This window comes from Marinibacterium sp. SX1 (genome assembly GCF_050389775.1).
Classification (GTDB): domain Bacteria; phylum Pseudomonadota; class Alphaproteobacteria; order Rhodobacterales; family Rhodobacteraceae; genus Marinibacterium.
In genome coordinates this window covers 1,648,393-1,674,412 of record NZ_CP177144.1, presented here as the reverse complement: position 1 = coordinate 1,674,412, position 26,020 = coordinate 1,648,393, and the positions used below count along the sequence as shown (strand labels likewise).

Annotated in this window: 24 protein-coding genes; 4 read left to right on the top strand and 20 right to left on the bottom strand. The window is 67.8% G+C overall.

The annotated features are described in order from the left end of the window. Positions 1 to 4: 4 nt before the first annotated feature. From modA to ACK3BB_RS07355, 6 genes are all read right to left on the bottom strand, one after another. Positions 5 to 823, bottom strand: coding sequence for a molybdate ABC transporter substrate-binding protein (gene modA, locus ACK3BB_RS07380; RefSeq protein ID WP_428928073.1), 819 nt, complete (start codon positions 821 to 823; stop codon positions 5 to 7). Positions 824 to 1,100: 277 nt separating this feature from the next. Next, positions 1,101 to 2,021: a pca operon transcription factor PcaQ gene (gene pcaQ, locus ACK3BB_RS07375; protein ID WP_428928072.1), complete on the bottom strand. Its 921-nt coding sequence runs from the start codon at positions 2,019 to 2,021 to the stop codon at positions 1,101 to 1,103. A gap of 138 nt (positions 2,022 to 2,159) precedes the next feature. Next, the gene (locus ACK3BB_RS07370) at positions 2,160 to 2,921 is read right to left on the bottom strand and encodes an SDR family NAD(P)-dependent oxidoreductase (RefSeq protein ID WP_428928071.1); all 762 of its coding nucleotides are present in this window, start codon (positions 2,919 to 2,921) and stop codon (positions 2,160 to 2,162) included. A 299-nt stretch (positions 2,922 to 3,220) separates the two neighbouring features. Further along, a complete protein-coding gene (locus ACK3BB_RS07365; protein WP_428928070.1) occupies positions 3,221 to 4,192 on the bottom strand; it encodes a 2-hydroxyacid dehydrogenase in 972 nt (323 codons plus the stop codon). Further along, complete coding sequence (gene sucD, locus ACK3BB_RS07360; RefSeq protein ID WP_428928069.1) at positions 4,192 to 5,082, bottom strand: succinate--CoA ligase subunit alpha; 891 nt, start codon at positions 5,080 to 5,082, stop codon at positions 4,192 to 4,194. The genes ACK3BB_RS07365 and sucD overlap by 1 nt, the downstream gene beginning before the upstream one ends. After that, on the bottom strand, positions 5,082 to 6,278 hold the full coding sequence (locus tag ACK3BB_RS07355) for a malate--CoA ligase subunit beta (protein WP_428928068.1): 1,197 nt from the start codon (positions 6,276 to 6,278) through the stop codon (positions 5,082 to 5,084). Before ACK3BB_RS07355 ends, sucD begins: the two co-directional genes overlap by 1 nt. Positions 6,279 to 6,565: 287 nt before the next feature. Here ACK3BB_RS07355 and ACK3BB_RS07350 point away from each other — a divergent pair, with 287 nt between their 5' ends. Both ACK3BB_RS07350 and ACK3BB_RS07345 read left to right on the top strand, forming a co-directional pair. Continuing rightward, positions 6,566 to 7,165 (top strand): LuxR C-terminal-related transcriptional regulator, encoded by a 600-nt coding sequence (locus ACK3BB_RS07350; protein ID WP_428928697.1) that lies wholly within the window; start codon positions 6,566 to 6,568, stop codon positions 7,163 to 7,165. A gap of 115 nt (positions 7,166 to 7,280) precedes the next feature. Further along, entirely contained in the window at positions 7,281 to 8,252 is a 972-nt protein-coding gene (locus ACK3BB_RS07345) for an HpcH/HpaI aldolase/citrate lyase family protein (protein ID WP_428928067.1), read from the top strand. A gap of 80 nt (positions 8,253 to 8,332) precedes the next feature. Here ACK3BB_RS07345 and ACK3BB_RS07340 read toward each other — a convergent pair whose 3' ends face one another. The 11 genes from ACK3BB_RS07340 to ACK3BB_RS07290 form a co-directional block, all read right to left on the bottom strand. Next, positions 8,333 to 8,617 carry a hypothetical protein gene (locus ACK3BB_RS07340; RefSeq protein ID WP_428928066.1) on the bottom strand — a complete coding sequence of 95 codons (285 nt, stop codon included), beginning with the start codon at positions 8,615 to 8,617 and terminating at the stop codon, positions 8,333 to 8,335. Positions 8,618 to 9,039: 422 nt separating this feature from the next. Continuing rightward, the gene (locus ACK3BB_RS07335; protein ID WP_428928065.1) at positions 9,040 to 11,340 is read right to left on the bottom strand and encodes a molybdopterin-dependent oxidoreductase; all 2,301 of its coding nucleotides are present in this window, start codon (positions 11,338 to 11,340) and stop codon (positions 9,040 to 9,042) included. Between the two features lie 181 nt (positions 11,341 to 11,521). Further along, positions 11,522 to 11,986 (bottom strand): DUF3237 domain-containing protein, encoded by a 465-nt coding sequence (locus ACK3BB_RS07330; protein WP_428928064.1) that lies wholly within the window; start codon positions 11,984 to 11,986, stop codon positions 11,522 to 11,524. Between the two features lie 11 nt (positions 11,987 to 11,997). Further along, positions 11,998 to 13,320, bottom strand: a complete 1,323-nt coding sequence (locus ACK3BB_RS07325) for a TRAP transporter large permease (RefSeq protein WP_428928063.1) — start codon at positions 13,318 to 13,320, stop codon at positions 11,998 to 12,000. After that, complete coding sequence (locus tag ACK3BB_RS07320) at positions 13,313 to 13,834, bottom strand: TRAP transporter small permease (RefSeq protein ID WP_428928062.1); 522 nt, start codon at positions 13,832 to 13,834, stop codon at positions 13,313 to 13,315. The genes ACK3BB_RS07325 and ACK3BB_RS07320 overlap by 8 nt, the downstream gene beginning before the upstream one ends. Before the next feature lie 355 nt (positions 13,835 to 14,189). After that, positions 14,190 to 15,224 carry a TRAP transporter substrate-binding protein gene (locus ACK3BB_RS07315; protein WP_428928061.1) on the bottom strand — a complete coding sequence of 345 codons (1,035 nt, stop codon included), beginning with the start codon at positions 15,222 to 15,224 and terminating at the stop codon, positions 14,190 to 14,192. 145 nt (positions 15,225 to 15,369) lie between these two features. Continuing rightward, positions 15,370 to 16,704 carry a flavin-dependent oxidoreductase gene (locus ACK3BB_RS07310; RefSeq protein WP_428928060.1) on the bottom strand — a complete coding sequence of 445 codons (1,335 nt, stop codon included), beginning with the start codon at positions 16,702 to 16,704 and terminating at the stop codon, positions 15,370 to 15,372. Between the two features lie 502 nt (positions 16,705 to 17,206). After that, positions 17,207 to 17,638, bottom strand: a complete 432-nt coding sequence (locus ACK3BB_RS07305; RefSeq protein ID WP_428928059.1) for a GFA family protein — start codon at positions 17,636 to 17,638, stop codon at positions 17,207 to 17,209. Positions 17,639 to 18,147: 509 nt separating this feature from the next. Beyond that, positions 18,148 to 19,023 (bottom strand): amidohydrolase family protein, encoded by an 876-nt coding sequence (locus tag ACK3BB_RS07300; protein ID WP_428928696.1) that lies wholly within the window; start codon positions 19,021 to 19,023, stop codon positions 18,148 to 18,150. Continuing rightward, the gene (locus ACK3BB_RS07295; protein WP_428928058.1) at positions 19,023 to 19,517 is read right to left on the bottom strand and encodes a MarR family winged helix-turn-helix transcriptional regulator; all 495 of its coding nucleotides are present in this window, start codon (positions 19,515 to 19,517) and stop codon (positions 19,023 to 19,025) included. The genes ACK3BB_RS07300 and ACK3BB_RS07295 overlap by 1 nt, the downstream gene beginning before the upstream one ends. Then, positions 19,510 to 20,316, bottom strand: coding sequence for a crotonase/enoyl-CoA hydratase family protein (locus ACK3BB_RS07290; protein ID WP_428928057.1), 807 nt, complete (start codon positions 20,314 to 20,316; stop codon positions 19,510 to 19,512). Before ACK3BB_RS07290 ends, ACK3BB_RS07295 begins: the two co-directional genes overlap by 8 nt. A 158-nt stretch (positions 20,317 to 20,474) precedes the next feature. Between ACK3BB_RS07290 and ACK3BB_RS07285 the strand changes: the two genes are divergently transcribed. Both ACK3BB_RS07285 and ACK3BB_RS07280 read left to right on the top strand, forming a co-directional pair. Next, a complete protein-coding gene (locus tag ACK3BB_RS07285; protein WP_428928056.1) occupies positions 20,475 to 21,596 on the top strand; it encodes a 5-methyltetrahydropteroyltriglutamate--homocysteine S-methyltransferase in 1,122 nt (373 codons plus the stop codon). Positions 21,597 to 21,819: 223 nt separating this feature from the next. Further along, positions 21,820 to 22,038, top strand: a complete 219-nt coding sequence (locus ACK3BB_RS07280; RefSeq protein ID WP_428928055.1) for a hypothetical protein — start codon at positions 21,820 to 21,822, stop codon at positions 22,036 to 22,038. A gap of 62 nt (positions 22,039 to 22,100) precedes the next feature. On the opposite strand, the gene ACK3BB_RS07275 is transcribed toward ACK3BB_RS07280, so the two are convergent. From ACK3BB_RS07275 to ACK3BB_RS07265, 3 genes are read right to left on the bottom strand one after another with little or no spacing between them, the layout of a single operon-like run. Next, a complete protein-coding gene (locus ACK3BB_RS07275; RefSeq protein ID WP_428928054.1) occupies positions 22,101 to 23,189 on the bottom strand; it encodes an ABC transporter ATP-binding protein in 1,089 nt (362 codons plus the stop codon). A 4-nt stretch (positions 23,190 to 23,193) separates the two neighbouring features. After that, positions 23,194 to 24,837: an alpha-amylase family glycosyl hydrolase gene (locus tag ACK3BB_RS07270; protein ID WP_428928053.1), complete on the bottom strand. Its 1,644-nt coding sequence runs from the start codon at positions 24,835 to 24,837 to the stop codon at positions 23,194 to 23,196. Between the two features lie 10 nt (positions 24,838 to 24,847). Beyond that, complete coding sequence (locus tag ACK3BB_RS07265; RefSeq protein WP_428928052.1) at positions 24,848 to 26,020, bottom strand: carbohydrate ABC transporter permease; 1,173 nt, start codon at positions 26,018 to 26,020, stop codon at positions 24,848 to 24,850.

Below are 26,020 nucleotides of genomic sequence, written 5' to 3'. Positions count from 1 at the left end.
CGCCCTATCCTTCCGGCCCGGAAAAGCCCAGCCGGTCAAATACCGCCCGGGCCTCGGCGCCCTGCAGGTAGGCCAGGAAATCCTTGGCCGCACCATCCGCGCCGGTCAGCAGCGCGCCGGGATAGCGGATCGGCGGGTGAGAGGTTTCGGGAAAGACCGCGCGCACCGACACCCGCGGCTCGACCGCCGCGTCGGTGGAATAGACAATGCCCGCCGGCGCCTCGCCCAGGGCCACGAAGGCCAGGGCCGAGCGCACGTTGTCGGCCTGCACCACCCGGCGCGAGACCTCGTCCCACAGGCCCAGCGATTGCAGCGCGGCCTTGCCGTAGATCCCGGCCGGCACGGCATCGACCAGGGCCATGGCCACCCGGCCCTGGCCCAGGGCCTCGGCCAGGGGCAGATCGTCATCGGCCGCGCCCGGGGCCCCGTGGCCGATGACCACCAGCCGGTTGCCCACCAGGTCGGCCCGGCTGCCAGGCTGGATCAGGCCGTCGTCCTGCAGGGCGTCCATCCAGGCCTCGTTGGCCGAGATGAACAGATCGGCCGGCGCGCCCAGCTGGATCTGGCGGGCCAGGGCCGACGAGCCGGCAAAGGACAGGGTGATCTCGTCGCCGGTCGTGTCGGCGTAATCGCGGGCGATCTCGTCCAGCGCGGTCTTCAGGCTGGCCGCGGCAAAGACCGTCACCTCACCGGCCCGCGCCCCGCCCGCCAGGGTGCCGGCGAGCAGAATGCCAGCCGCCAGCGTGGCCAGCGCGCGTGCCGGCAAGCGTTGTATCAGCCGGTCTGTCAGGCTCGGGGTCGAGGCATCCTTCAGGCGCCGCATCTGGTCAGTCGTCTGACCTCGCGTCGGGCCATCCGTCAGGCCCCGTATCAAACCGCCCATCAGGTCCCGGACAGAAGTGCCCGACAGACCCCGCGCACGGCCCGACAAACCCCGCATCAAGCCACCGATCAGGCCCCGGATCAGGCCAGCGACGCCGCCCCGGCCAATGCCCCCCGCCTGTTTCGCGAATGTCATGGCGTGTCCTTTCCGGCCGTTTTCCGTGCCGCGCAGAAGACACCCCGCCCCGACCGGGAGCAAGGCGTTTTTCCCGCCCGCATCATGCCGTTAACGCCAATGTGTCCACCGCCTGCGACAGCGCCATGCGAAAGACCTGCTCGACCGCCGAGGGCGTTTCGCCGGCCCGGGTCATCAGCCCGACCGACCCGGTGGTCAGCCCGGTGTCGAAGGGCAGCTGCACCAGGTGGCCATCGGCGATCTCGTTGGCCACCACCCCGGCCGAGATGATCCACACCATGTCGGACCTCCGCGTCTGCACCCGGCCAAAGGCGCCCGACACGGTTTCCAGCCGCCGCGGCAGCTCGCCCACCCCGCGTTCGACCATGAACCGGTCGACCAAAGGGCGGATGGCCGAACCGGGCGAGGGATAGATCACCGGCCAGTCGGCAATGCGCTCGAGATCGGGCGCGTCCAGCAGCGGATGCCCCGCCCGCACGACAAAGACCACCCGTTCGGTGTAAAGCTGGGTGAAGGAAATGCCCTGCATCTGCTCCGGCCCGGCCAGCCGCCCGATGACCAGGTCCAGCTCGCCCAGCTTCATCCGGTCGGTCAGGAACCCGTGCGGCCCGTCCATGATGCGCAGCCGCGCCTGCGGGCGCATCTCCATGAAGACCGACACCGCCGCGGGCATCAGCCGGGCGGCCACGCTGGGCAGCGCGCCCACGGCCAGGTTCTCGGCGGCCTGCCGGCCGGCCTGTTCCACCCCGTCCAGCCCCTGTTGAAGGGCGGCCAGCGACATCTGGGCGAAATGCAGGAAGACCTCGCCCTGATTGGTCAGGGCCACCCCGGCCCGGCTGCGCGTCAGCAGCGGCGCGCCGAGGATGTCCTCAAGCTCTTTCAGGGTCTTCGAGATCGCCGGACCGGTCAGGTACAGCCGTTCGGCCGCGCGTTTGAAACTGCGCTCGCGGCTGATTTCCACGAAACACTGGATGTGGCGGAACTTGATCCGGCGGTCGATCAACGTGGTTTCCCGTCAAGGCAACAAAACCGGGATATAGCCCATCTTGCATCGCGAAACCAGCAGCCAGGCGGCCCGATCGGCGCGGGCGGGCGGGTCATGCCCGGGCCACCGGCCGTGGCGCCGCGCCGGCACCGGCGCTCATTTCGGCGCCATGCGGATCGCACCGTCCAGCCGGATCGTCTCGCCGTTCAGCATCGGGTTGGTCACGATGGCCTCGACCATGCGCGCATATTCCGACGGATCGCCCAGCCGGCTGGGGAACGGCACCTGCGCCCCCAGCGAGGCCTGGGCCTCGGGCGGCAGCGAGGCCAGCAGCGGGGTCAGGAACAGGCCCGGGGCAATGGTCATGACCCGGATGCCGTGACGGGCGAATTCCCGGGCGATGGGCAGGGTCATGCCCACGATGCCGCCCTTCGACGCGGCATAGGCCGGCTGGCCGATCTGGCCGTCGAAGGCCGCGACCGAGGCGGTGTTGACGATCACCCCGCGCTCTTCGCCCCGCGGGTCGCTGTCGTGGATCATCGCCGCGAATTTCGACAGCACGTTGAACGTGCCCAGCAGGTTGACCCCGATCACCGCCGAGAAATCGCCCAGCGGCAGGGCCTGGCCGTCGCGCCCGATGGTCTTGGCCGGCGGGCCGATGCCCGCGCAATTGACGCAGATCCGCTGTTCCTCGCAGAACCCCCGGGCCGCCTGCAACCCGGCCATGACCCCGGCTTCATCGGTCACGTCGACCTTGTGGAACCGCCCGCCGATAGCCTGGGCATGGGCCTGGCCCTGGTCTTCGTTCAGGTCAAAGATCGTCACCCGCGCGCCCAGCCCGGCCAGGTGCGCCGCCGTGGCGCCCCCCAGGCCCGATGCGCCGCCGGTGACAATGGCGCCCACCCCCTCGATATCCATGACCGCGTCCTCCCTTGCGATATGTCGCGGCCAGCTTTCCCCGGGCGGCGGTGTATCTCAAGGATTTTGCAGGCCCCGCCCGGCGCTACGTTCCGTCAGGGGCCGGCCGGCAAGCGGGGTGGGCATGTGCCACGGCCCCGGCCCCGCGCGCCATCGCCGGGGTGGGAGCGCGCCGGCCGGCCCGGCGGGTGTGACATCCTAAACGCAAGGCGCCCCGCCCGGCGGAGAGGTCCCGGGCGGGGCGGGGGGCGCGGGCCATATGCGGCCCGATGCCCCGGGGGGAGCCCATGGCGCGCCGCTCAGGTCACCCGGTCGCGCGGGTCGCGGCCCTCGAAGAAATCGTCGAGATTGGCCATCACCCGTTCGCCCATGGCCTCGCGCGCCTCGCGGGTGGCATTGCCCATCTGGGGCAGCATCACCAGGTTGTCGCACTCCAGCAACGCCGGGGCGATGCGCGGCCCGCCGTCGCACAGGTCCAGCGCCGCCCCGCCGATCGTGTCGAAGCTGAGCGCCTGGATCAGCGCGTGTTCGTCGATCAGCCCGGCATCGGCCGTGTTGACCAGGAAGGCCCCCGGCCGCATCAGGTCGAACTCGGCCCCGCCGATCATCTGGCGGGTCTGCGGCCCGCCCGGGCAATGCAGCGACACGACATCACATTGCGGCAGCAGCTCGGCCAGGCTGGCGACCTGCCGCGCTCCGGTTGCGGCCAGGGTCCCGGCCGGGATGGTCCGCGGATCGACAACGATCACATCCATGCCGAACCCGTGATGCGCCCGCCGGGCCACGGCCTGGCCGACCCGGCCGAACCCCACCAGCCCCAGCACCTTGCCCGACACCCGCGTGCCGACCAGGTGGGTCGGCCGCCAGCCGGTCCAGCGCCCGGCCCGGATCTCGCGTTCGCCCTCGCCCGTGCGGCGGGCAACCATCAGCATCAGCGTCATGGCCAGGTCGGCAATGCACTCCGACACCACGTCGGGCGTATGGGTCACGATCATGCCCATCCGCGCGGCGGCGGCCGTGCAGATATGGCCGTGGCCCGTGCCCATGCTGGCCAGGATCCGCGCCCGCGCCCCGGGCACGTCCAGCGTTTCCTCGGTGAAATGGTCTGTGGCACAGGGCAGCACGGCATCGTAGCGGCGCAGGGCCTCGCGGAACTGGAACAGGCCCAGCTGGCGATCGGACCGATTGACCACCACGTCATAGCGCTCCATCAGCCGGGCCTCGACGGCATCCGGCCAGCGCCGGGTCAGGAAGACCTGGGGCCGGGCCATCACGCCGCCCTCCCCATGACCCGGGCGATCGTGTCGCCGATCACCGCCGGGTTCTCGGCCACGCTGACCCCGGCCTCGCTGAGGATCTCGACCTTTTCCGACGCGCTTTCCCCGAAGGCCGAGATGATCGCCCCGGCATGGCCCATCGTCCGGCCCTTGGGCGCGGTCAGCCCGGCGATATAGGCCACCACGGGCTTGGTCACGTGGTCGCGGATATAGGCCGCGGCCTCGGCCTCCTGCGGGCCGCCGATCTCGCCGATCATGCAGATGATCTCGGTCTCGCCGTCATCCTCGAACCGGCGCAGGATGTCGCGAAAGCTGGACCCGTTGATCGGATCACCGCCGATGCCCACGCTGGTCGATATGCCGATGCCATGGGCCTTGAGCTGGGCCGCCGCCTCGTAGCCCAGCGTGCCCGACCGGCCGATCACGCCCACCGGGCCCTGCAGGTAGATATGGCCCGGCATGATGCCCAGCAGCGCCTTGCCCGGGCTGATCGTGCCGGCGCAGTTCGGCCCGGTCAGCACCATCCGCCGGTCCCGGGGATAGCGGTACATGTAGCGTTTCACCCGGATCATGTCCTGGGCCGGGATGCCGTCGGTGATGCAGACGCAATAGCGGATGCCCCCGTCCGCCGCTTCCATGATGCTGTCGGCCGCGAAGGGCGGCGGCACAAAGACCAGGCTGGCCTCGGCGCCGGTGGCCTCGACGGCTTCCTTCACCGTGTCAAAGACCGGCAGGCCCTCGGCCGTCTCGCCGCCCTTGCCGGGCACCACGCCGCCGACGACATTGGTGCCGTAATCCAGCATCTCGCGGGTGTGGAACCGGGCCATCCGCCCGGTGATGCCCTGGACGATGACCGGGGTGTTGCGATCAAGGAAAATGCTCATCAGACAGCCCTCACGCGTGTGTTCTGGTTCAGGTCGGACGACCAGGCGCCGACCGCCCGTTCCGCCGCTTCCATCAACGTGCCCGCCCGGATGATCGGCAGGCCCGACTTGGCCAGGATCTTCTGGCCGGCCTCGACATTGGTGCCCGCCAGGCGCACCACCACGGGCACCTCGACCTGCACCTCGCGCAGCGCCTGGACCACGCCTTCGGCCACCCAGTCGCAGCGGTTGATCCCCGCGAAGATGTTGACCAGCACGGCCTGGACATTGTCGTCGGACATGACCAGCCGAAAGGCCTTGGCCACGCGTTCGGGCGTCGCCCCGCCGCCGATGTCGAGAAAGTTCGCAGGCTCGCCCCCGGCCAGCTTGATCGTGTCCATCGTGGCCATGGCCAGCCCGGCGCCGTTGACGATGCAGCCGATATTGCCGTCCAGCCCGACATAGCTCAGCCCCCGGTCGGCGGCCCGGCTCTCGCGCGGGTCCTCCTGGCTCTTGTCGCGCAGCTCGGCCACCTGCGGATGGCGGAACAGCGCGTTGTCGTCAAAGGTCATCTTGGCATCCAGCGCCAGCACGCGGTTGTCGCGCGTGACGACCAGCGGGTTGATCTCGACCATGGTCGCGTCAAGCTCGGTGAAGGCCCGGTAACAGCCGTGCAGTGTGCGCACCATGTTCTGCACCAGCCCCGGTTCCAGCCCCAGCTTGAAGGCGATCTCGCGGGCCTGGAAATCCTGCAGCCCGACCGCCGGTTCGACGATCGACCGCACGATGCTGTCGGGCCGCTGGGCCGAGATGTCCTCGATCTCCATGCCGCCTTCGCTTGAGGCCACGATCATCACCCGCTGGCTCGACCGGTCCAGCACCAGGCCCAGGTAGATCTCGCGGGCGATCGGCACGGCGGCCTCGACATAGACCCGGTAGATGCCCTTGCCCGCCGGGCCGGTCTGGTGCGTCACCAGTTTCTTGCCAAAGAGGCCCTCGCAGGCATCCTGGATCTCGTGATCGCTCCGGCACAGCGTCACGCCCCCGGCCTTGCCCCGCCCGCCGGCATGGACCTGGGCCTTGACGACCCAGAGCTCGCCGCCCAGTTCGCGCGCCCGGTAGGCCGCCTGTTCCGGGCTGTAGGCCAGCGCGCCCGGCGGGGTTTCCACCCCGAACTTGGCCAGGATCTCCTTGGCCTGGTACTCGTGAATGTCCATCGGGCTCCTCCTTCCCTTGACCGTCAGGCCCCTCGGGGGGCCCTGCCCGGCCGGGCCGCGGCTGTGGCGGCTCCGACAGGGTGAAGACGAAATAATCTTACCTTGAGGATTTCCGCAACATTCCTTACTCCTGCTTTCAGGCATCTAAAAGGATGGGAAAATTCCCATCCATTCTGGCAAGTATGCCGATGTATGCAGCAGATCCCCCACCCAAACGGGTAGGTTTTGTGGAGAGAGGCAAAGGATAACAAATGGTTACCCTACCCGACGACAAGCCCATCGACATCATGCTGGCCGATGCCAACCCGCTGGTCCTGTCGGCCATGAGCGAATTGTTCGATCGCGATCCCCGGTTTTCGCTGGTGGCCACCTCGTCCACGGCCGAAGGCTTCCTGGGCACGGTGATGCGCGTGCCGGTGCAGGTCGGCGTGATCGACTGGAACCTGCCCGCGCTCGGCGGCGCCAAGCTGATCGAAGTGCTGCGCGATCACGCCGCGGCGCCCCGGCTGGTGGTTTATGGCCACGCGGCCAACGACCTGCCGCGCATGGCCATGTCGGCCGGCGCGGCGGGCTTTGCCTCGCGGTCGGGCGACGTGGAAAGCCTGTTGCAGACCTGCCTGTCGGTGGCCGCCGGCAGCATGGTCTTTCCCTTCATCGACGTCCGCGAGTTGCAGCAGGACCCGATCCAGACCCTGTCGCGCAAGGAACGCCAGATCCTCGATGCGCTGGCCAAGGGGCTGACCAACAAGGAGCTGGCCCAGGAGCTGGGGATCTCGACCAACACGGTCAAGTTCCACCTGTCGAACCTCTACGAGAAGCTGTCGGTACGGAATCGGGCGCAGGCCATCGCCTTCTATTACGCCGCCCGCAGCCCCGGAACTGAATGATAATTTTATTGCTTCAGTATACTTTCGTATGTAATAAAATTTCTTGACAGACTCGCCCAGCCGGCCTTTTCCTGCCCGTCATTTCCCGACGAATGGCAAGAGGAGTGCCCATGTCATGAGCTTTCACACCATCCGCCAGGCCCCTGCCCGGCTGAACCGCAGCGAGTTGGCCGTGCCCGGATCGCAACCGCAACTCTTTGAGAAGGCGGCGAAATCCGATGTCGACGTGATCTTCCTCGATCTCGAGGATGCCGTCGCGCCGGATGAAAAGGACCAGGCCCGGAGAAATGTGATCACAGCGCTGAACGACCTCGACTGGGGCGCCAAGACGATGTCGATCCGCATTAACGGGCTGGACACGCATTACATGTACCGTGACGTGGTCGACGTGGTCGAGGCCTGCGAACGGCTCGACCTCATCATGCTGCCCAAGGTCGGCACGGCGGCGGATGTCTATGCGGTCGACATGCTGGTGACACAGATCGAGGATGCAAAGGGGCGCAGCAAGCGGATCGGATTTGAACATATCATCGAAACGGCGCTCGGCATGCAGAACGTGTCCGAGATCGCCGGCGCATCGCCGCGCAACGAGAGCCTGCATTTCGGGGTGGCCGATTACGCGGCCTCGACCCGGGCACGGACAACGATAATCGGCGGCGTGAACCCGGATTACGCCGTGCTGACGGATCCGCTGGGCGATGGCACGCGGGCGGAACATTGGGGCGACATGTGGCATTACGCGCTGGCGCGGATGGTCGTTGCGGCCCGGGCCAACGGTCTGCGGCCGATCGACGGGCCGTTCGGGGATTTCCAGGATCCCGACGGCTATCGGGCCGCGGCACGGCGGGCGGCAGTGCTGGGATGCGAGGGGAAATGGGCCATCCACCCCAGCCAGGTCGCGCTGGCCAACGAGGTCATGAGCCCCTCGGCCGCCGAGGTCGACAAGGCCAACCGCATCCTGGCGGCCATGGCCGAGGCCGAAGCCGCCGGCAAGGGCGCGGTATCGCTGGATGGCCGGCTGATCGACTATGCCTCGATCCGCCAGGCCGAGGTGCTGGTCGAGAAGGCCAAACAGATCGCAGCGTGACGATCACGGCGCGGTCGCCATTGGCCCCGCGCCGTTTTTGATGATCACACGCGTCAGCCCGACACCCGCATTGGATGTGATCAGCCCTTGCAACCGGCGTTGGCGTTCGATGTGATCACAACCGTCGGACCCACACCTGTGTTCAACATTGTCGCGCTCACCTGCTCGGAACGTGCCGTCGACCGGATCACACCCGTCAAGCCGATGCTAGCGCTCGATGAGATCGCGACCACCAGGCCGACGCCTGCATCCAACGCCACCACGCCCGCCATTTCAGCGCCTGCCTTCGACGGGATACCCCCGGCGATGCCCACTTTCGGTGAAGTCGCGACCACCAGACCACTGCCTCCGTCCAACGTGATCACACCGGCGCATTCGATCCCTCTCCTTCGACTGGATCACGCCCGGCATATCGACGCCCGCGCTCGACAAGATCGCGACCGCCAGACCGATGTCTGCGTCCAACACCTACACGCTCGCCATTTCAGCGCCCCTACTGCGGCGGGATCACCTCCTTCAGGTCGACACAGGTAGTCGATGTAATCGCACTGACCCGACGCTCGCGTTCGATATGACCATACCAGGCGGACCGATACCTGGCTTCAAAGTGATCAACACCGCCTGACTACCGCTTGCCTCGCCACGATCACTCCCGCCCGGCCAACGCCCATGTTCCCCGTGATCGCCCCCAAAACCAGCCCCCATGTACAACACAATAACACCCGCCACCCGGGCAGCGGGCGAACGCGGGGTGGGCGGGTGGGAGCGTTTGCCCGCTGCCCGGTTCCTACCTCTCCACCAGAACCGGCGGCTCGAAGGGCGCGGGCTCCATCCCGCTGTCATCGCGCACCACCTCGACCATGCAGGAATGCGCAATCGGCCCCTGCGCCAGCCGCGACGTGCCCTTGTCCAGGGTCAGAACGTTCGGATTGCCATGCCGGCAGCCCGGCCGCCCCTCGGCATCCACCGCCGGGTCATACCAAGCCCCCGTCGACATCTGCACCACCCCCGGCCGCACGCCTTCGGACAGCGCCGCGCTGGCCAGGCACCAGCCGCGATCGTTGTAGACCCGCAGACGATCGCCCGCCGCAATCCCCCGCGCCGCCGCATCCGCCGGGTGCAAAGTCAGCACCTCGCGCCCGTCGGGCCGCAACGACCGGCAATGCGCCCCGTGGTCCAGCTGGGAATGCAGCTTGCCCTTCGGCTGGTTCGACATCAGGTGCAGGCCATCCCCGCCGCCCAGCCATTCCACCGGCTCCAGCCAGGCCGGGTGCGGCGGACAATCGTCATAGCCGAACCCCGCGATCACCTCGGAAAACAGCTCGATCCGCCCCGACGGCGTGTCCAGCGGCGCGCCCTCCGGATCGGCACGAAACCCCGCCAGCATGACATGCGGCTCGGCCGGGGCCGGGATCTTGTGGGTCCCCTTTTCGCGCAGTTCTTCCAGCGAAGGCAGCTCGATCTCCATCGCCGCGGCGTTCTGGCGGGTACGGTCATAGATCCAGCGCAGCCATTCCTCGGGCGAGCGTCCCTCGGTAAAGGCCTCTTCGACGCCCAGCTGCCGGGCGATCCCGGCAAAGATCGCGTGATCGTCACGCGCCTCGCCCGCCGGTTCGACAACCTTGTCCATTCGGGCCAGCCAGGGATCGCGGTTGGTCAGCGCCAGGTCGGTCCGTTCCAGGGGCACCGTGCAGGGCAGCACGATATCGGCATGTTTGGCCAGCGCGTTCCAGCACCATTCATTGGCGATCACCGTCTCGGGCCGGGCCCAGGCCCGACGCATGCGGTTCAGGTCCTGGTGGTGGTGGAACGGGTTGCCCCCGGCCCACCAGACCAGCCGCGCATCGGGATAGGTCAGCTGCCGGCCGTCGAATTCAAAGGCCCCGCCGGGATTTTCCAGCATGTCGGTGATCCGCGCCACGGGCACAAAGCCCGTCACCGGATTCTGCCCCTGCGGCAGGGCGATGACCGGCAGGTCGTGCAGGTCGTTGCCGATGGCATTGACCGCCGAATAGCCAAAGCCGATGCCCCCGCCAGGCAGCCCGATCTGGCCGACCATCGCGGCCAGGGCAATCGCCGCCCAATAGGCCATCTCGCCGTGATCCTGCCGGGTCAGCGACCAGCTGATCGAAATCATCGTCCGCCCGCCGACCATCCGCCGGGCCAGGCCCCGGATCACATCGGCCGGCAGATCGCAGATCGCGGCCGCCCAATCCGCATCCTTGACCACCCCGTCGCCCTCGCCGGCCAGGTAGGCCGCGAACCGGTCGAACCCGGTGGTGTACCGCGCCAGGAAACCTGCATCATGCAGCCCCTCGGCCATCAGCGTCTGGCACAGGGCCAGCATCAGCGCCGTGTCGGTCGAGGGCCGCGGTGCCAGCCATTCGGCCCCGGCATCCTCCATCACGTCCGACCGCAAGGGCGAGATGTTGACAAAGCGCACGCCGGCTTCGGTCGCGGCCGTCATCGCCTCGCGCTGGACATGGGCGCCGACCCCGCCCTGGGCGATCTGGCCGTTCTTGAGGGGCACGCCCCCGAAGGCCACGAAAAGGTCGGTCTCGGCCACGATCGACCGCCAGCTGGTGGCATCGTAGACCAGGTTGTAGAAATGCCCCATCACATGGGGCACGATGACCTCGCCGGCGGCAAAGCTGTAGGTATTGACCGACCGGGTGAACCCGCCAATGCAATTGAGAAAGCGCTTCAGGTTGCTCTGGGCATGGTGGAACCGCCCGGCCGAGGCCCAGCCATAGGACCCGGCATAGATCGACGCATTGCCATGCAGGGTCCGCACCCGGTTCAGCTCGTCGGCCACCAGGCGCTCGGCCTCGTCCCAGCTGACCTCGACAAAGGGCTCCGCGCCCCGCAGGTCGCCCCGCGCGCCGGGGCCGTGGTCCAGCCAGGACCGGCGCACTGCCGGCCGCCTGATCCGCGTCGGCCCGTCCAGCACGTCCAGGATGCCCGGCCCGATGGGCGAGGGATCGGGATCATGTTCAAAGGGCCGCATGGCGGTGATCCGCCCGCCCGACGTATCCACCCGGTAGGTGCCCCAATGGGTCGAGGTCAGTAGATCCTTGCGGTCGGACATTGCGCGCTCCTATCCAATGGCGCGCATCCTTTGGCCAAGCCGCGGCCAAGGTCAACATCCCGCTTGGCCCCGCCCCCACCGGGCGCCGCGCCCGGCCGGGCCGGACGCCACCGCCCGCGCAGGACCGACCGATGGCCGGGCAGCGGCCGGGCCCCCTCGATGGGGGGCCGGCCGCTTGCGCCTATTCCACGGCGAAGAGCGACACGTGCACCTGGGCCGCCAGCCGCGCGCCGGTGCCCACGAACAGCGTGCGGTTGACCCAATCGTAGCGGTCGTCCCCGGTTTCCAGCCGGGCCTGGGTGCGCATCGAATAAGAGGTCGGGGCCACGACCTCGCCCCGGGCCAGAGCCTCGATCACCTCGGGCGGACCGAAGCGATAGCCGTAATTGACGATCTCGATCACTGCCCCGTCATGGGTTTCCATCGCATAGCGCGTGTCCAGCTCGGCCACGCCCGACGCAAAGATCGTCTGCCAGTCGGCCCCGGTGTCCAGGATCCGGCCTTGCAGCTCCGGCCCGTCGACCGTGCCGCCGAGGATCGGGATGATCCGGCGCTGACCGGCCCGGCCCGGGCCCATCTCGCGGATCGGGCCCAGGTCGACATTCAGGTCGCAGACATGGCGCAGGGCCGGTTTCGGCAGGGTCATCAGCTTCTCCATCAGTAGATCGCCCAGACCAGGCCCAGCGTCAGCGCCGGGCACAGCGTCAGGATCACGACGCGGACGATATCCGTCAGGACAAACGGCAAAGCCCCGCGAAAGGTTGCGCCGATCGGCACGTCACGGGCCATGTTGTTGATGATGAACAGGTTCATGCCGACCGGCGGCGTGATCAGGCCGACTTCGACGACGATCAGCACGAGAATGCCGAACCACAGGCCGAAATCGTTGAGATCCATGCCGAAATCCAGCGTGACCATGATCGGGTAGATGATCGGCACGGTCAGCAGCACCATCGACAGCGAATCCATGATGCAGCCGAAGGCCAGGTACATGACCAGCACGACGACCAGCACCAGCCAGGGCGACAGGTCCTGCATCGACACCCAGGCCGCGGTTTCCTGGGGCAGCTGGGTCAGGGCCAGGAAGGAATTGTAGATCCCCGCGCCCAGCACGATCATGAAGATCATGGCCGTCGATGCGGCCGTCGAATAGACCGATTGCGAAAACGTGGCCCAGCTCATCTGTCCCGAGAAAAGCGCGGCGACAAAGGTGCCCGCCGCGCCGACGGCCGCGGCTTCGGACGGCGTGAAGATGCCCGAATAGATCCCGCCGACCACGGCGGCAAAGATCACCAGCACCGGCCAGGTGCCGCCCAGCATCCGCAGGCGCTCGCCCCAGGGCACGCGGGCGGCCAGGGCGGCGGAATTGGGCGAGACCCGGACCCAGACGGCCACGGCCAGCATGTAGCCAAGCGCGGCCAGCAGGCCCGGCCCGATCGCCGCGACAAAGAGCTTGGCGATGTTCTGCTCGGCCAGGATGGCATAGATCACCAGGATGACCGACGGCGGGATCAGGATGCCCAGCGTGCCGCCCGCGGCCAGCGCCCCGGTGGCCAGGGTGTTGGGATAGCCGTAGCGGCGCAGTTCCGGCAGGGCGACCTGGCCCATGGTCGCCGCGGTGGCCAGCGACGAGCCGCAGATCGCGCCAAAGCCCGCACAGGCGCCGATGGCCGACATGGCCATGCCGCCCTTGCGATGGCCCAGGAACCCTTCGGCCGCGCGGAACAGCGAGGCCGACATGCCCGACAGGGTGGCAAACTGGCCCATCAGCAGGAACAGCGGGATGATCGAGAAGGAATATTTCGAGAAGGTCGAATAGGTCAGCGATTTCAGCTGGGCCAGCATCATCATCGGCGAGCCGGTGACCAGCCAGGTGCCGCCAAAGCCCACGACCAGCATGGCCAGGGCGATGGGTATGCGCAGGAAGATCAGCAGCAGCAGGACGGGGAAGGACCACAGCGCCAGGTCGTATTCAGACATGGGCCGGCTCCTCGTCCCGCCCGGCCAGCGCCAGGGCCGAACGCAGCACGCAGAACCCGGCGACCAGGGCAAAGGCCACCGCACCGACCAGCGCCAGGGCATAGGCCTGCCACATGTCGAACTGCAGGATCAGCGTGGTTTCGTAATAGCTCTTCTTGTCCAGCATCCCCAGCCACAGCCGCCAGGCCATGATCACCGCCACGGCCAGGAAGCCCAGATCGGCCAGCAGGTCGATGACCCGGTTCAGCCAGCCCGGAAAGACCGGCAGGAACAGGTCGACCGTGGCATGCGACCGGGCATAGATGCCCCAGGGCAGAAAGGCGAAAACGGCAAAGCCCATGCCGATCGACACCAGCTCGAAATCGCCGCGCACGGGCTGCAGGCCCATCGGGATCAGCGCGCGGCCGGTGATCGACACGCAGGTCATGACCACCAGGGCCATCAGGGCCAGCCCGCCCAGGATGGCCATGCCGCGGGCAATCAGCTCGGCGATGCGGGACAGAAGAACATACATCTGCGGGGGGTGCTCCTGCTCGGAGAGGGGCCGGCCGGGCCGGCCCGCCCTGGTCATGGATCGTCTGGTCGTGGTGGGACGGTCGAATTGTCCTGGACCGTTTGCGGCGGGTCGTCTGGTCTTGGATCCTGTGCAGCGGATCATCTGGTCGCACATCCTGTGCAACGGGTCGTGGATCGTTTGCGGCGGGTCATGTGCCCGTGGCGATTTGCATGGCGAGCCGCCTGGTCGGGGATCGGGCCGCCCTTGTCCGGTGTGCCCGGCCCCATGGCGCCCTGCATCGCCCGGCAGGCCATCGCGCCGGGGCTCGGAGAACCGGCCCCGCACCCCGGCGCGTCGTCGCTCCGGGCCCGGCTTACTGGGCCTCGTGCTTGGCGATCAGACCCTGGGCCTGTTCGATCAGCGCCCGGCCGTCGATGCCCCGCGTGTCCATCTCGGCGACCCAGCGGTCGACGACAGGCAGCGAGGCTTCCTGCCAGCGGGCGACCTCGGCCTCATCGAGCACCACGATCGTGTTGCCCGCATCCTCGGCGATGGTCTTGCCCGGCGCGTCGTACTCCCACATGACCTCGGCCGCCATCTGCGACAGCTTGGCCCCGCTCTCGGCATCCAGCACGGCCTTGAGATCATCGGGCAGCTTGTCATAGGCCCGCTTGTTCATGACCATCACGATGGCCGCCGTGTAAAGCGCCCGGTCACCGCCGAACTCGGTGTGGTTGCCCACCAGTTCGGACAGCCGGATCGCCGGGGTGACTTCCCAGGGAATGACCGTCGCATCGATCACACCCGTCGACAGGGCCTCGGGAATGGCCGGCAGGGGCATGCCCACCGGCGTCGCGCCCAGTTCGTTGAGCAGGTCGTTGATCACCCGCGTCGGCCCGCGCAGCTTCAGCCCCTTCATGTCCTCCAGGCTGGTCACGCCCTCGCGGCTGTGCACCAGGCCCGGCCCGTGGACCCAGGCGCCCAGAACGTGGACGTCCTTGTATTCCTCGTCCTGCAGATCGCTTTCCACCAGGTCCCAGAAGGCCAGCGACGTGGCCACCGGCGAGGTCATCATGAACGGCAGTTCAAAGACTTCGGTCTTGGGGAACCGGCCGGGCGTATAGCCCACGACGGTCATGATGATGTCGACAACCCCGTCCTTGGCCTGGTCCATCAGCGACGGCGGCGTGCCTCCCAGCGCCATGGCGTCGAAATGCTGGATCTCGATCCGGCCGTCGGATGCGGCGGTGACATTCTCGGCCCAGGGCTTGATCACATGGGCCGGCAGCGGGGCCTGCGGCGGCAGGAACTGGTGCAGGCGCAAGGTAACGTCTTGGGCAATGGCAGGCAGGGCAGACAGCGCAAGAGCGCCGGCGACCAGGGTCGCGACCACAGAACGTCGTTTCATGTTTTCCTCCCTCGAAACGCGGTCTTACCAGGGATTCGTAACATTGGCCGGGGCACCGGCCAACATTGGAGTTTTCCCCGATAGATGAATAAACCGGAAACCAACCATCCGGATTTTCACTCAAATTCCACCCGGGCGGCCGGGCTCACCCGTGTGACAGGGCAGCCCCCCGCTGCGTGTCCCTGCCCAGCCGTGCGCCCTCGGGGATCGTGCACGGCGCGGCGTTGAGCTTTTCGATGGCAAAGCCCGCGGCCGATTTGTAGGCCGCCATGAACGCCGCCCGTTCCTCGGCCGGGATCACCGCGTCGATATCCTCGAACTGGCCGCCGCAACGGTCGTCGACCAGGTTGAGCAGACCAAAGGGCCCGGCCCCGCGGTTGCGCAGCACGACATCCGACACCGGGGCGCAGAGCCGGGCGTCATAGGCGGCCAGCGCCGCCTCGCCCACCCCGTGTTCCAGCAGCGCCGCGCCCAGCACCCGGGCGTCGACGATGGCCTGGCTGGCCCCGTTTGACCCGGTGGGATACATCGCATGCGCCGCATCCCCCAGCAGCGCCACCGGCCCGTCGGTCCAGAACGGCACCGGATCGCGGTCGATCATCGGGTATTCCCAGACATCCCCCGCCCGGCGGATCAGCTGGGGCACGTCCAGCCAATCATAGTTCCAGCCGTCGAAATGGTGGATAAAGGCATCGACGGACACCTTCTTGTTCCAGTCGTTGCCCTGCCAGCCGTCGCTGTTGTCGACGGTCACCTCGGCGATCCAGTTGATCTCGGCCATGCCGTCGGCATCGGGCTGCGAGATCGGGTAGAAGACCAGCCGGTGGTGATGGGTGCCCAGCCCGACAAAGGACGCCCCGGTGCGCGTCGGCCGGGCGCGGGTCGTGCCGCGCCACATGATCGCCCCGCCCCAGTGGATCGGCGGCTGATCGGGGTGCATCTGCGCGCGCACGGCCGAATGGATGCCGTCGGCGCCGATCAGCAGGGCGCCATCCTGCTGCGAAACCGTCCCGTCAGGGCGGGTGAGCGTGACCCGCACGCCGGTTTCGGTGCGCTCGTATCCGGTCACCCGCTGGCCGGTGCAGATCGCCTCCGGTCCCAGCCGCTCCAGCGCCTCGCGATAGAGCAGCATCTGCAATTGCCCGCGATGCACCGAATATTGCGGCCAGTCATACCCGGCCTCGCGGCCCCGGGCCTCGGCATAGATCTCGGCCCCGTTCAGCCCGACCAGGACCCATTCGCGTGTGGCGATACCCACGGCGTCCAACGCCTCGGCCCCGATCCCCAGGTCGAACAGCTCGCGCACGGCATTGGGCTGGATGTTGATCCCCACGCCCAGCGGTTTCAGCTCGGTCACGGCTTCGAAGACCCGGCAGGGCACGCCGATCTGGTGCAGGGTCAGCGCGGTGGCCAGCCCGCCGATCCCGCCGCCGGCGATCAGGACGGGCGGCATCTCGGGCGCGGGATGCGCGTCTGCCATGGGGTATCTCCTCCGGTCATCTCGAAGGCAGCCCCTAGCCCATTTGCCCCCGCCAAGGCCAGCATCCTTTCCGCCGCATCGCGGCAAGACCCGGCCCCGCCCGGTATGCCGGCCGGTCCGATACGCAAGACACCCCGGCCCGGCCAATGCCCGGGCACCAAGAACAGGTGGATGCTCTGGCACGGGGGGCAGGCCGATGCCCGAGGCGCCACAGCCGTGCCGCTGCCGGAGGCGCCACAGCGGTACTGCGGCCCAAGGCACCTCAGCCCGGCGGATGCCACAGGCACTGCAGCCGTTCGGATGCCCGGAGCAGCCCGGCCGCCGCCACCGGCGAGGGAGAGGCCGGCGGCAGCCGCCCGACGTCATCCGCCCCGCTCGACGAGTCTCGGCACGGCCGAGGTCATCTACGCCGGCCAAGGTCATCCGGTCCACCCCGGGCCGCCAGAACCGGCCAAGGGCCATCCCCCGGCCGACAGAACGCCGGCCGGAGGTTTCGCGGGGGTCAGTTGGGCTCGGGCCAGACGAATTCCGGGCGCAGGGCCTCGTGCACCGGACGGCCGTCGCTGGGCTTGGGCACGCCGGTCGCCGGGTCATAGAACGCATGGTAAGTCGCCGGCATCTCGGCCGAATAGCCCATCAGGTTGGGCACGATCACACGGATGCGGCTTTGCTTGTCGTCCAGCATCACCGGCGTACCGCATTCGGCGCAGGTGCACAGTTCGAGCGGGCCGTCGGGATTGTTGGCATTGAACGGCTGCCGGTTCAGCGCCCCGCCGTCCACGGCCAGGTCCGAATGCCGGAAGAACACCACATGGGTCGTCGGCTGGCCGGTCACGTTCTTGCAGACCGAGCAATGGCAGGTGTGGTTGTCGATCGGTTCGGCATCGGCATGGGTATGCACATGGGCGCACCCGCCTTCGTACTTGTGAGACATCGTTATCCTCCCTTGGATGGACAGGCCGCCCCGAGGCTCCGGCACGCGCCCGCCCCCCTATGGGCGGCACAAGATGCCCCTGCGTCAATTCCACCTTTGGGCAGGTCCGGCGGCCCCCCGCCGGGATCGCACCGCCCCGCAATCGGGGCATCGGGCGTCCCGATCCGGGTCTCGCTCGCAGGTCACATCGCGCCCGCCCGACCTCCAATTCGACGCGTCGCGTCAATTCCCGTGCATGCGTCCGGTCCGACGCCCGGCACAGGGCTCGACACGCCTTGCCCGATCCAGGCGCCTCACCCGTTCCACCGGTCCGGCGCCCGTTTGGACACCCCAAGTCCAATACGGCCTATCCGCCCGATCCAACGCCCGGATCGACGCGCCCTGCCCAATCCGGCTCACCCGCCCGATCCCATGATCTGCGCCCGGTTCGACGGGTCGCGCCCAATCCGATGATCCCGACGGACCCGACGCCCGATCCCGCTCGCGGACATTCCCAAACGCCGAGTGGTTCAGATCTTCAGCAATCGCCGGGCATTGTCTTTCAGAAGCAGGGGCCTGACCTCGTCGCGCAGGTCCAGCGCCTCGAAATCGGCCAGCCAGCGGTCGGGCGTGATGGCCGGCCAGTCCGAGCCGAACAGCATCTTCTTCTTCAGGATCGTGTTGGCGTAATGCACGAAGATCGGCGGGAAATACCGAGGCGACCAGCCCGACATGTCGATATAGACATTGGGCTTGTGCTGGGCGACCATCAGCCCCTCTTCCGTCCAGGGAAAGGACGGATGGGCCAGCACGATCGGCGTGTCGGGGAAATCGACGGCCACGTCGTCGACATGCAGCGGGTTGGAATATTTCAACCGCATGCCCATGCCGCCCCGCATGCCCGAGCCCACCCCGGTCTGGCCGCTGTGAAACAGCATGATCGCACCTTCCTCGGCGATGGCCTCGTAGAGCGGATAGGCCCAGCGGTCGTTGGGATAGAACCCCTGCATCGTCGGGTGGAACTTGAAGCCCTTCACCCCGAACTCGCGCACCAGCCGCCGGGCCTCGCGCGCGCCGGCCCGGCCCTTGGCCGGATCGATCGAGGCGAAGGGGATCAGGATATCGCTGTTCTCGGCCGCGATCCGCGCGACCTCTTCGTTGGAATAGCGCCGGAACCCGGTCTCGCGCTCGGCATCGACGGGAAAGATCACCGCCCCGATGCGCCGCTCGCGGAAGTACTCCGCCGTCTGCTGCACAGAGGGCAGCATGCCTTCGGCCCCGGCCGGGTTGCGGAAATACCTGGCCATGCCGGCCTGAAAATCGTCATAGCCGTCGTCGCGCGGCCCGCAGCAGGGCTCTTCGGCATGAGTGTGGAAATCGATGGCCACCAGCGCGTCGGCATTGATCATGATCCGCCCTCCTCCGACGGAGCCCCGGGCTCGGGGGGCAGGTTGACATAGGCCCGCAGCAGACGTTTCAGCTGGGCCGTCTCGCGCCGGTTCAGGCCGCGGGGGGCGCGGGCCTCGTGGGCCATGACCGGGCCGCGCAGCGCCTCCACCCGCGCCGCCCCCGCCTCGGTCAGCCACAGCTCGACCGAGCGCCGGTCATCCTCGGGCACCGTGCGCCGCACCAGCCCCTCGGTTTCCATCGCGCGCACCATCTTGGTCATGTGCGCGCGCTTGATCATCAGCCCTCGGGCCAGCACGCCCTGGCGCACGCCGGGGTTCTCGGCGATCAGCAACAGCACCGACATCTCGCCCGGGCGCACCCCGGTGCCCCCGACATCGTCGTAGAAATCGCGAAAGGCGCCCAGCTGGGCCAGCCGCAGCAGGAAGCCCAGAGAGTCGGACAGGGGGCCATAGCGCAGCCCCTCGCCGGCGGCATCCCCTTCGTCACGCATCGCCGGGCGCCGCGACCTTGGCCGCGCGTTTTTCCAGGAAGGCCCGCAGCCGCTCCTCGGCCTCGGGCGTGCCCGTGGTCAGGGCCGACATCAGGGATTCGACGAACAGCCCGTCTTCGGAAGACATGTCGCGGATGCGCGGCAAGGCGTTCAGGATGGCGTAATTGGTCATCTCGGCATTGCCCGCCGCCTGCCCGGCCAGGGCCACGGCCTTGTCCAGCGCCGCGCCCTCGGGCACGACATAGGACACCCCGCCCCAGCGCTCCATCTCGGCGGCCGTCAGCACCCGGCCGGTCAGCATCATGTCACCCATCCGCCCCGACCCGATCAGCCGGGCGATGCGCACCGACCCGCCGCCGCCCACGAAGATGCCCCGCTGGCCTTCGGGCAGGGCAAAGAACGCGCTGTCCTCGGCCACCCGGATATGGGTCGAGGCCGCCAGTTCAAAGCCGCCACCGACCACCGCGCCCTGCAGCGCCGAGACAAAGGGAATCGTGCCGCGTTCGATCAGGTCGAAGATGCGGTGCCACTGGCGCGATCCCTGCACCGATTGCATCAGCGATTTCTGCGCATGTTCGCCCAGATCCAGCCCGGCGCAGAAATGCGTGCCCGCGCCCCAGATCACCCCGGCCCGAGCCTCGGTCCCGGCGCGCAGAACGGCGGCGCCGATGGCCTCGACGAAACGGTCGGAAATGGCATTGCGCTTGTCCGGCCGGTTCAGCCCGATCAGCGCCACATCGCCGCGCAACTCGTAGCGGACAAGCGCGTCCGCCTCGTCCCGACCCGCAGGTTCGCCCATGCAAGACCCCTTTCCGAAGCGCCGGTTTTCCGGGGCCAGGCCCCGAGATTTCTGTTTCCCAGTAAACAAAATTGCGGCACGGTGTCAACGCGCGCCGATGGCAGGCCGGGGCCCGACGGGCGGCCGGCCCGGCGCGTGGCAAGACGAGGAGGATCCCCATGCCCACCCCACCCTACCGCGCCGATCACGTCGGCAGCCTGCTGCGGCCCGACAGCGTCAAGGCCGCGCGCAAGGCGCATTTCGAAGACCGCACCCTGCCCGCCGAAGAGCTGGCCGCGATCGAGGACGCGGCCATCCGCGCGCTGATCGCCATGCAGGAAGAGGTCGGCCTGAAGGCCGTGACCGACGGCGAACAGCGCCGGTCCTTCTGGCACTACGATTTCATGGGCGGCCTGACCGGGATGGAGCTGGACGAACGGGAACCCGAAGGCGGCGTGCAATTCGCCGGGGTCAAGCTGCGCCCGATCTTCCCGACGATCACCTCGCGGCTCGATTTCCCGGCCGATCACCCCCATCTCGACCATTTCCGCTTTGTCGCCGAGACCACGGGCGTGACGCCCAAGATCTCGATCCCCGGGCCGTCCTGCTGCCATTTCCGCACCGCGGCCGAAGACATCCACCCGGCCGAATATGCCGATGTCGAGGTGCTGACCGCCGATATCGCGGCGACCTATCGCAAGGCCGTTCAGGCCTTTTATGATGCCGGGTGCCGCTATCTGCAGATGGACGACATCTTCTTTGCCTATCTCTGCGACCCCAAGCACCGCGCCGCGCGCCAGGCCGCCGGCCAAGACCCCGACTGGCTGATCGACCGGTATGCCTGGATGATGAACGAGGCGATCAAGGACCGGCCCGACGACATGGTCATCGGCATGCACATGTGCCGGGGTAATTTCCGGTCGACCCATGCCGCCGAAGGGGCCTATGACCCGGCGGCCGATGCGATCTTCAACAAGACCGATGTCGATATCTATTTCATGGAATACGACACCGACCGGGCCGGCGGGCTGGAGCCGCTGCGGCTGTTGCCCAAGGGCAGCAAGCGCGTGCTGCCGGGGTTCATCACAACCAAGACCGGCGAGATGGAACAGATCGACGACCTGAAGGCCAAGTTCGACGAGGCGGCGAAATATGCCGACCTGGACCAGCTGGGCATCGCCCCGCAATGCGGCTTTGCCTCGACCGAAGAGGGCAACACCGTGACGGCCGACGACCAGCGCCGCAAGCTGGACCTTGTCGTGCGCACGGCCGAGGCGATCTGGGGCGGCGTCGAAGCCTGATCCGGCGGGGATCGGCTCAACTCGGGTCGGGTCGGGTCGGGTCGGGTCGGGTCGGGTCGGGTCGGGTCGGGTCGGGTCGGGTCGGGTCGGGTCGGGTCGGGTCGGGTCGGGTCGGGTCGGGTCGGGTCGGGTCGGGTCGGGAAAAAATCGCATTCGGGGCTTGACCTCAAGTGCACTTGAGAAACCATTGTCGCGAGCGTTCCGTCAACGAAAGGAAACGCTCATGTCCTCCCGTCCCGCCCATCCCCTGCCCCCGCTGCGCCGGTCCGGTCTGCGGGCCTTCATCCATCGCCGCCTGTCCGCCGGCCGTACCCTGCGCATGACGGAACGGCTGCTGGGCAATGCCCACCTGTCGCGCGACATCGGCCTGCCGACGACCGCCCCGCGCCCGCGCCGGGGCGATCATCCCGGCTGGCCGCGCCCGCGTGCCCCCAGACGCTAAGCCCCAACGAAAAGGGGGCCGCCCCGGCGACCCCCTGTGTTGCGCATATGGCCCCGGTCCGCTCAGCGCGGGCGCATGCTCTGACCGTCGTGGAACAGGTGCACCTTGGCCGGATCGGCCGCCAGCCCGACCGACGTGCCGCGCAGGCCCCGGTGGATGCCCGGCAGCTTGGCGATGATGCCCGGCGCGCTGCCGGTTTCCTCGAAATAGAGCAGCGTCACCTCGCCCAGGGCCTCGGTGAAATCGACGGTGCCCCGGAACACCGGGCTGTCATCCGTCGGCACCATGTCCTCGGGCCGGACGCCCACGTTGACCGTCTTGCCCATGTCACCCTCGACCGTCGGGATGGCCGACACGACCGTTTCGCCATGGGCCAGCTCGACCCGTGTCTGCGCCCCGGTCCCGGTGATCCGCCCGGGCAGCAGGTTCATCGACGGCGAGCCGATGAACTGGGCCACGAATTCGTTGTCGGGCGTCTCGTAGAGTTCGAGCGGCGTGCCCACCTGGGCGATGCCCTTGTTGGCCAGCACGACGATCCGGCTGGCCAGGGTCATCGCCTCGACCTGGTCGTGGGTCACGTAGATCATCGTGCGATCCGGCATTGCTTCCTTCAGCCGGGCGATTTCGATCCGCGTGGCCACGCGCAGCGCCGCGTCGAGGTTCGACAGCGGCTCGTCGAAGAGATAGACCTTGGGATCGCGCACGATGGACCGGCCGATCGCCACCCGCTGGCGTTGCCCGCCCGACAGCGCCTTGGGCAGGCGGTCGAGATAGGGCTCGAGTTGCAGCGCGGCGGCCGCCCGGTCGACGGCCGCATCGATCTCGGCCTTGGATTTCCTGGCCAGCTTCAGTGCAAAGGACATATTCTCGCGCACCGTCATGTGCGGATAAAGCGCGTAGGACTGGAACACCATGGCGATGCCCCGCTGCGCCGGGGGCACGTCGTTCATGCGCTGGCCCTCGATCATCAGGTCGCCCCCGGTGATCCGTTCCAGCCCGGCGATCATGCGCAGCAGCGTGGACTTGCCACAGCCCGACGGCCCCACGAAGACCACCAGCTCGCCTTCCTCGATCTCGAGGTTGATGTCGCGCAGCACCTGCACCGACTTGCCATAGGTCTTTTCGACGTCCTTCAGCACCAGCTCGGCCATGGCGTCATTCTCCCTCCCGCTTGGCGATCACATAGCCCCAGCCCGGCAGGTCCATGACCCCGGCCTCAAGATCCGACATCACCCCGGCCAGCGGCGTCCAGCTGCCTTCGGGCAGGGTCATGTGGGCGGCCGTGTCACCGAGGTTGAAGGCGCAGAAGATCTCTTCCTCGCCATCTGTCCGGGTGAAGGTCAAAAGCTCGCCGTCGCAGGTCAGCCCGTCCTGGTCGCCCCGGGCCAGCGCCGGGTGATCGTGCCGCAGGGCCACGGCCCGCCGGTAATGGTGCAGCAGAGATCCGGGGTCTTCCTCCAGCCGGTCGACGGCCCATTCGGCCTGGGCCGGGCTGATCGGCAGCCAGGGGCTGTCGCTGGTCGTGAAACCGGCAAACTCGTCCTGGGCCTGCCAGACCATCGGCGTGCGGCACCCGTCGCGGCCCTTGAACTCGGGCCAGAATTCCTTGCCATAGGGATCCTGAAGCGCCTCATAGGGCACGTCGGCCTCGTGCAGGCCCAGCTCTTCGCCCTGGTACAGGCAGGCCGACCCGCGCATGGCCATCATCAGCATGACATAGGCCCGGTTGGCCGCATCGCTGAGATCCCAGCGCGTGGCATGGCGGCGCACGTCATGGTTGGAAAACGCCCAGCAGGCCCAACCATCGGGCGCGACCTCGCCCAGCTTTTCGAAGGTTTCCACCACCCAGGACGCGATGGCCCGGCGGTTTTCCAGGAATTCGAAGGCATAACACATGTGCACGCGGTGTTCGCCCCGGGTGTATTCGCCCAGGATTTCCAGCCCGCGCTGCGATTCCCCGACCTCGCCCAGCATGGTGCGGCCTTCGTATTCGTCGGTCAGCGCACGCAGCCGTTCGAGGAAGGCGATGTTTTCCGGCTGGCTCTTGGAATAGAGGTGGTTCTGGTGGTTGTAGGGGTTCACCTGCGGCGCGGTGCGGTCGTTGCGCTCTTCGAGGGGCAGCGCCGGGTTGGACCGCAGTTCCTTGTCGTGGACGTAGAAGTTGATCGTGTCCAGGCGGAAGCCGTCCACCCCCCGGTCCAGCCAGAACCTCGCCACGTCCAGCAGCGCGTCCTGCACCTCTTCGCAATGGAAGTTCAGGTCAGGCTGGGCGACCAGGAAATTGTGCAGGTAATATTGCTGGCGCCGGGCATCCCATTGCCAGGCCGGCCCGCCGAAGATCGACAGCCAGTTGTTGGGCGGCGTGCCGTCGGGCTTGGGGTCGGACCAGACGTACCATTCCGATTTCGGATTGTCGCGGCTGGCCCGGCTTTCCTGGAACCAGGGATGTTCGTCGGACGTATGCGACAGGACAAGGTCGATCATGACCTTCAGCCCCAGCCGATGCGCCTTGGCCAGCATGGCATCGAAATCGCCCAGCGTGCCGAACATCGGGTCGATGTCGCAGTAATCGCTGACATCATAGCCGAAATCCTTCATCGGCGAGGTGAAGAACGGCGAGATCCAGATCGCGTCCACCCCCAGCGAGGCGATGTAATCCAGCCGCCGGGTGATGCCGTTGAGATCGCCGATCCCGTCGCCGTCGCTGTCCTGGAACGAGCGCGGATAGATCTGGTAGATCACCCCGCCCTTCCACCAGTCGTTGCGCGCTTGGGCTTGGGTCTTGGTCTGGTCGTTCATGGTCTTAACCTTATTTCACCGATCCGGCCAAAAGGCCCCGGACCAGGTATTTCTGCATGAAGAAGAAGACGAGCAGCGGCACCAGGATCGACACGAAGGCCGCCGTCGCCAGGATCTCCCAATTTCCGCCCCGGGTGCCCATCAGCTCGACGATCTGCGCGGTCATCACGGTCGTCCGCCCGGTGGCATCGATGAGGAAAACCTTGGCCACCAGCAGATCGTTCCATGTCCACAGGAACTGGAAGATCGCAAAGGACGCCAGGGCGGGGAAGCTCAGCGGCAGGATGATGCGCGTGAAGATCTGGTATTCGGTCGCCCCGTCGACGCGGGCGTTTTCGATGATGTCGCGCGGCAGGCCGGCCATGTAATTGCGCAACAGGTAAATCGCCAGCGGCAGGCCGAACCCGGTATGGGCCAGCCAGACCCCCAGGTAGCCCTTGCCGATGCCGATACCCAGGTGCAGCTTCAGGAGCGGGATCAGCGCCAGCTGCAGCGGCACCACCAGCAGGCCGACCACCACGGCCACCAGCAACGCCCGGCCGGGGAATTCCATCCAGGCCAGGGCATAGGCCGCAAAGGCCGCCACCAGGATCGGGATGACCGTCGCCGGGATCGACACGGTCAGCGTGTTGAAGAACGCCCGGCTCATGCCGTTCACGTTGCTTTCGTCCAGCAGCATGTAGCGATAGTTTTCCAGCGTCAGCTCGGGCGGGACCAGCGCGGTAACGAAGACCCGCTGGCCCCGGCTGCCTTCGAAGGGCGCCGTGCTTTCCATCCGATAGCTGCCGTCTTCCTGCAGGGTCAGCGTCCCGCCATCGCGCAGCTCGGCCGCATCGCCCGGCTGGAACGCTCCGATGTCGCGCGACGAGATCCCCCAGGACGACACTTTCAGCTCGTCGTGGCCTTCCTCGAAAAGCCGGCCTTCGATCACGTTGACCGCACCCTGCTGGACCTGCTCCGCCGCGCCGGCGGTGCGCAGCTGCAGTACTTGTTCGGCCGCAAAGGGCGCCCGCCACCAGCCTGAGGTCGCGATCTGGTCGGCCGTGCGGAAGGACGAGATGAACAGGCCCAGCGTCGGCACCACCCAAAGCAGCACCAGCAGGCCCACCGAAATATGCACGGCCCAGGTCAGGACGGCCTTTTGCCCGGCCACGCCGCTGGCCCCGTAATGCAGGTCGGACAT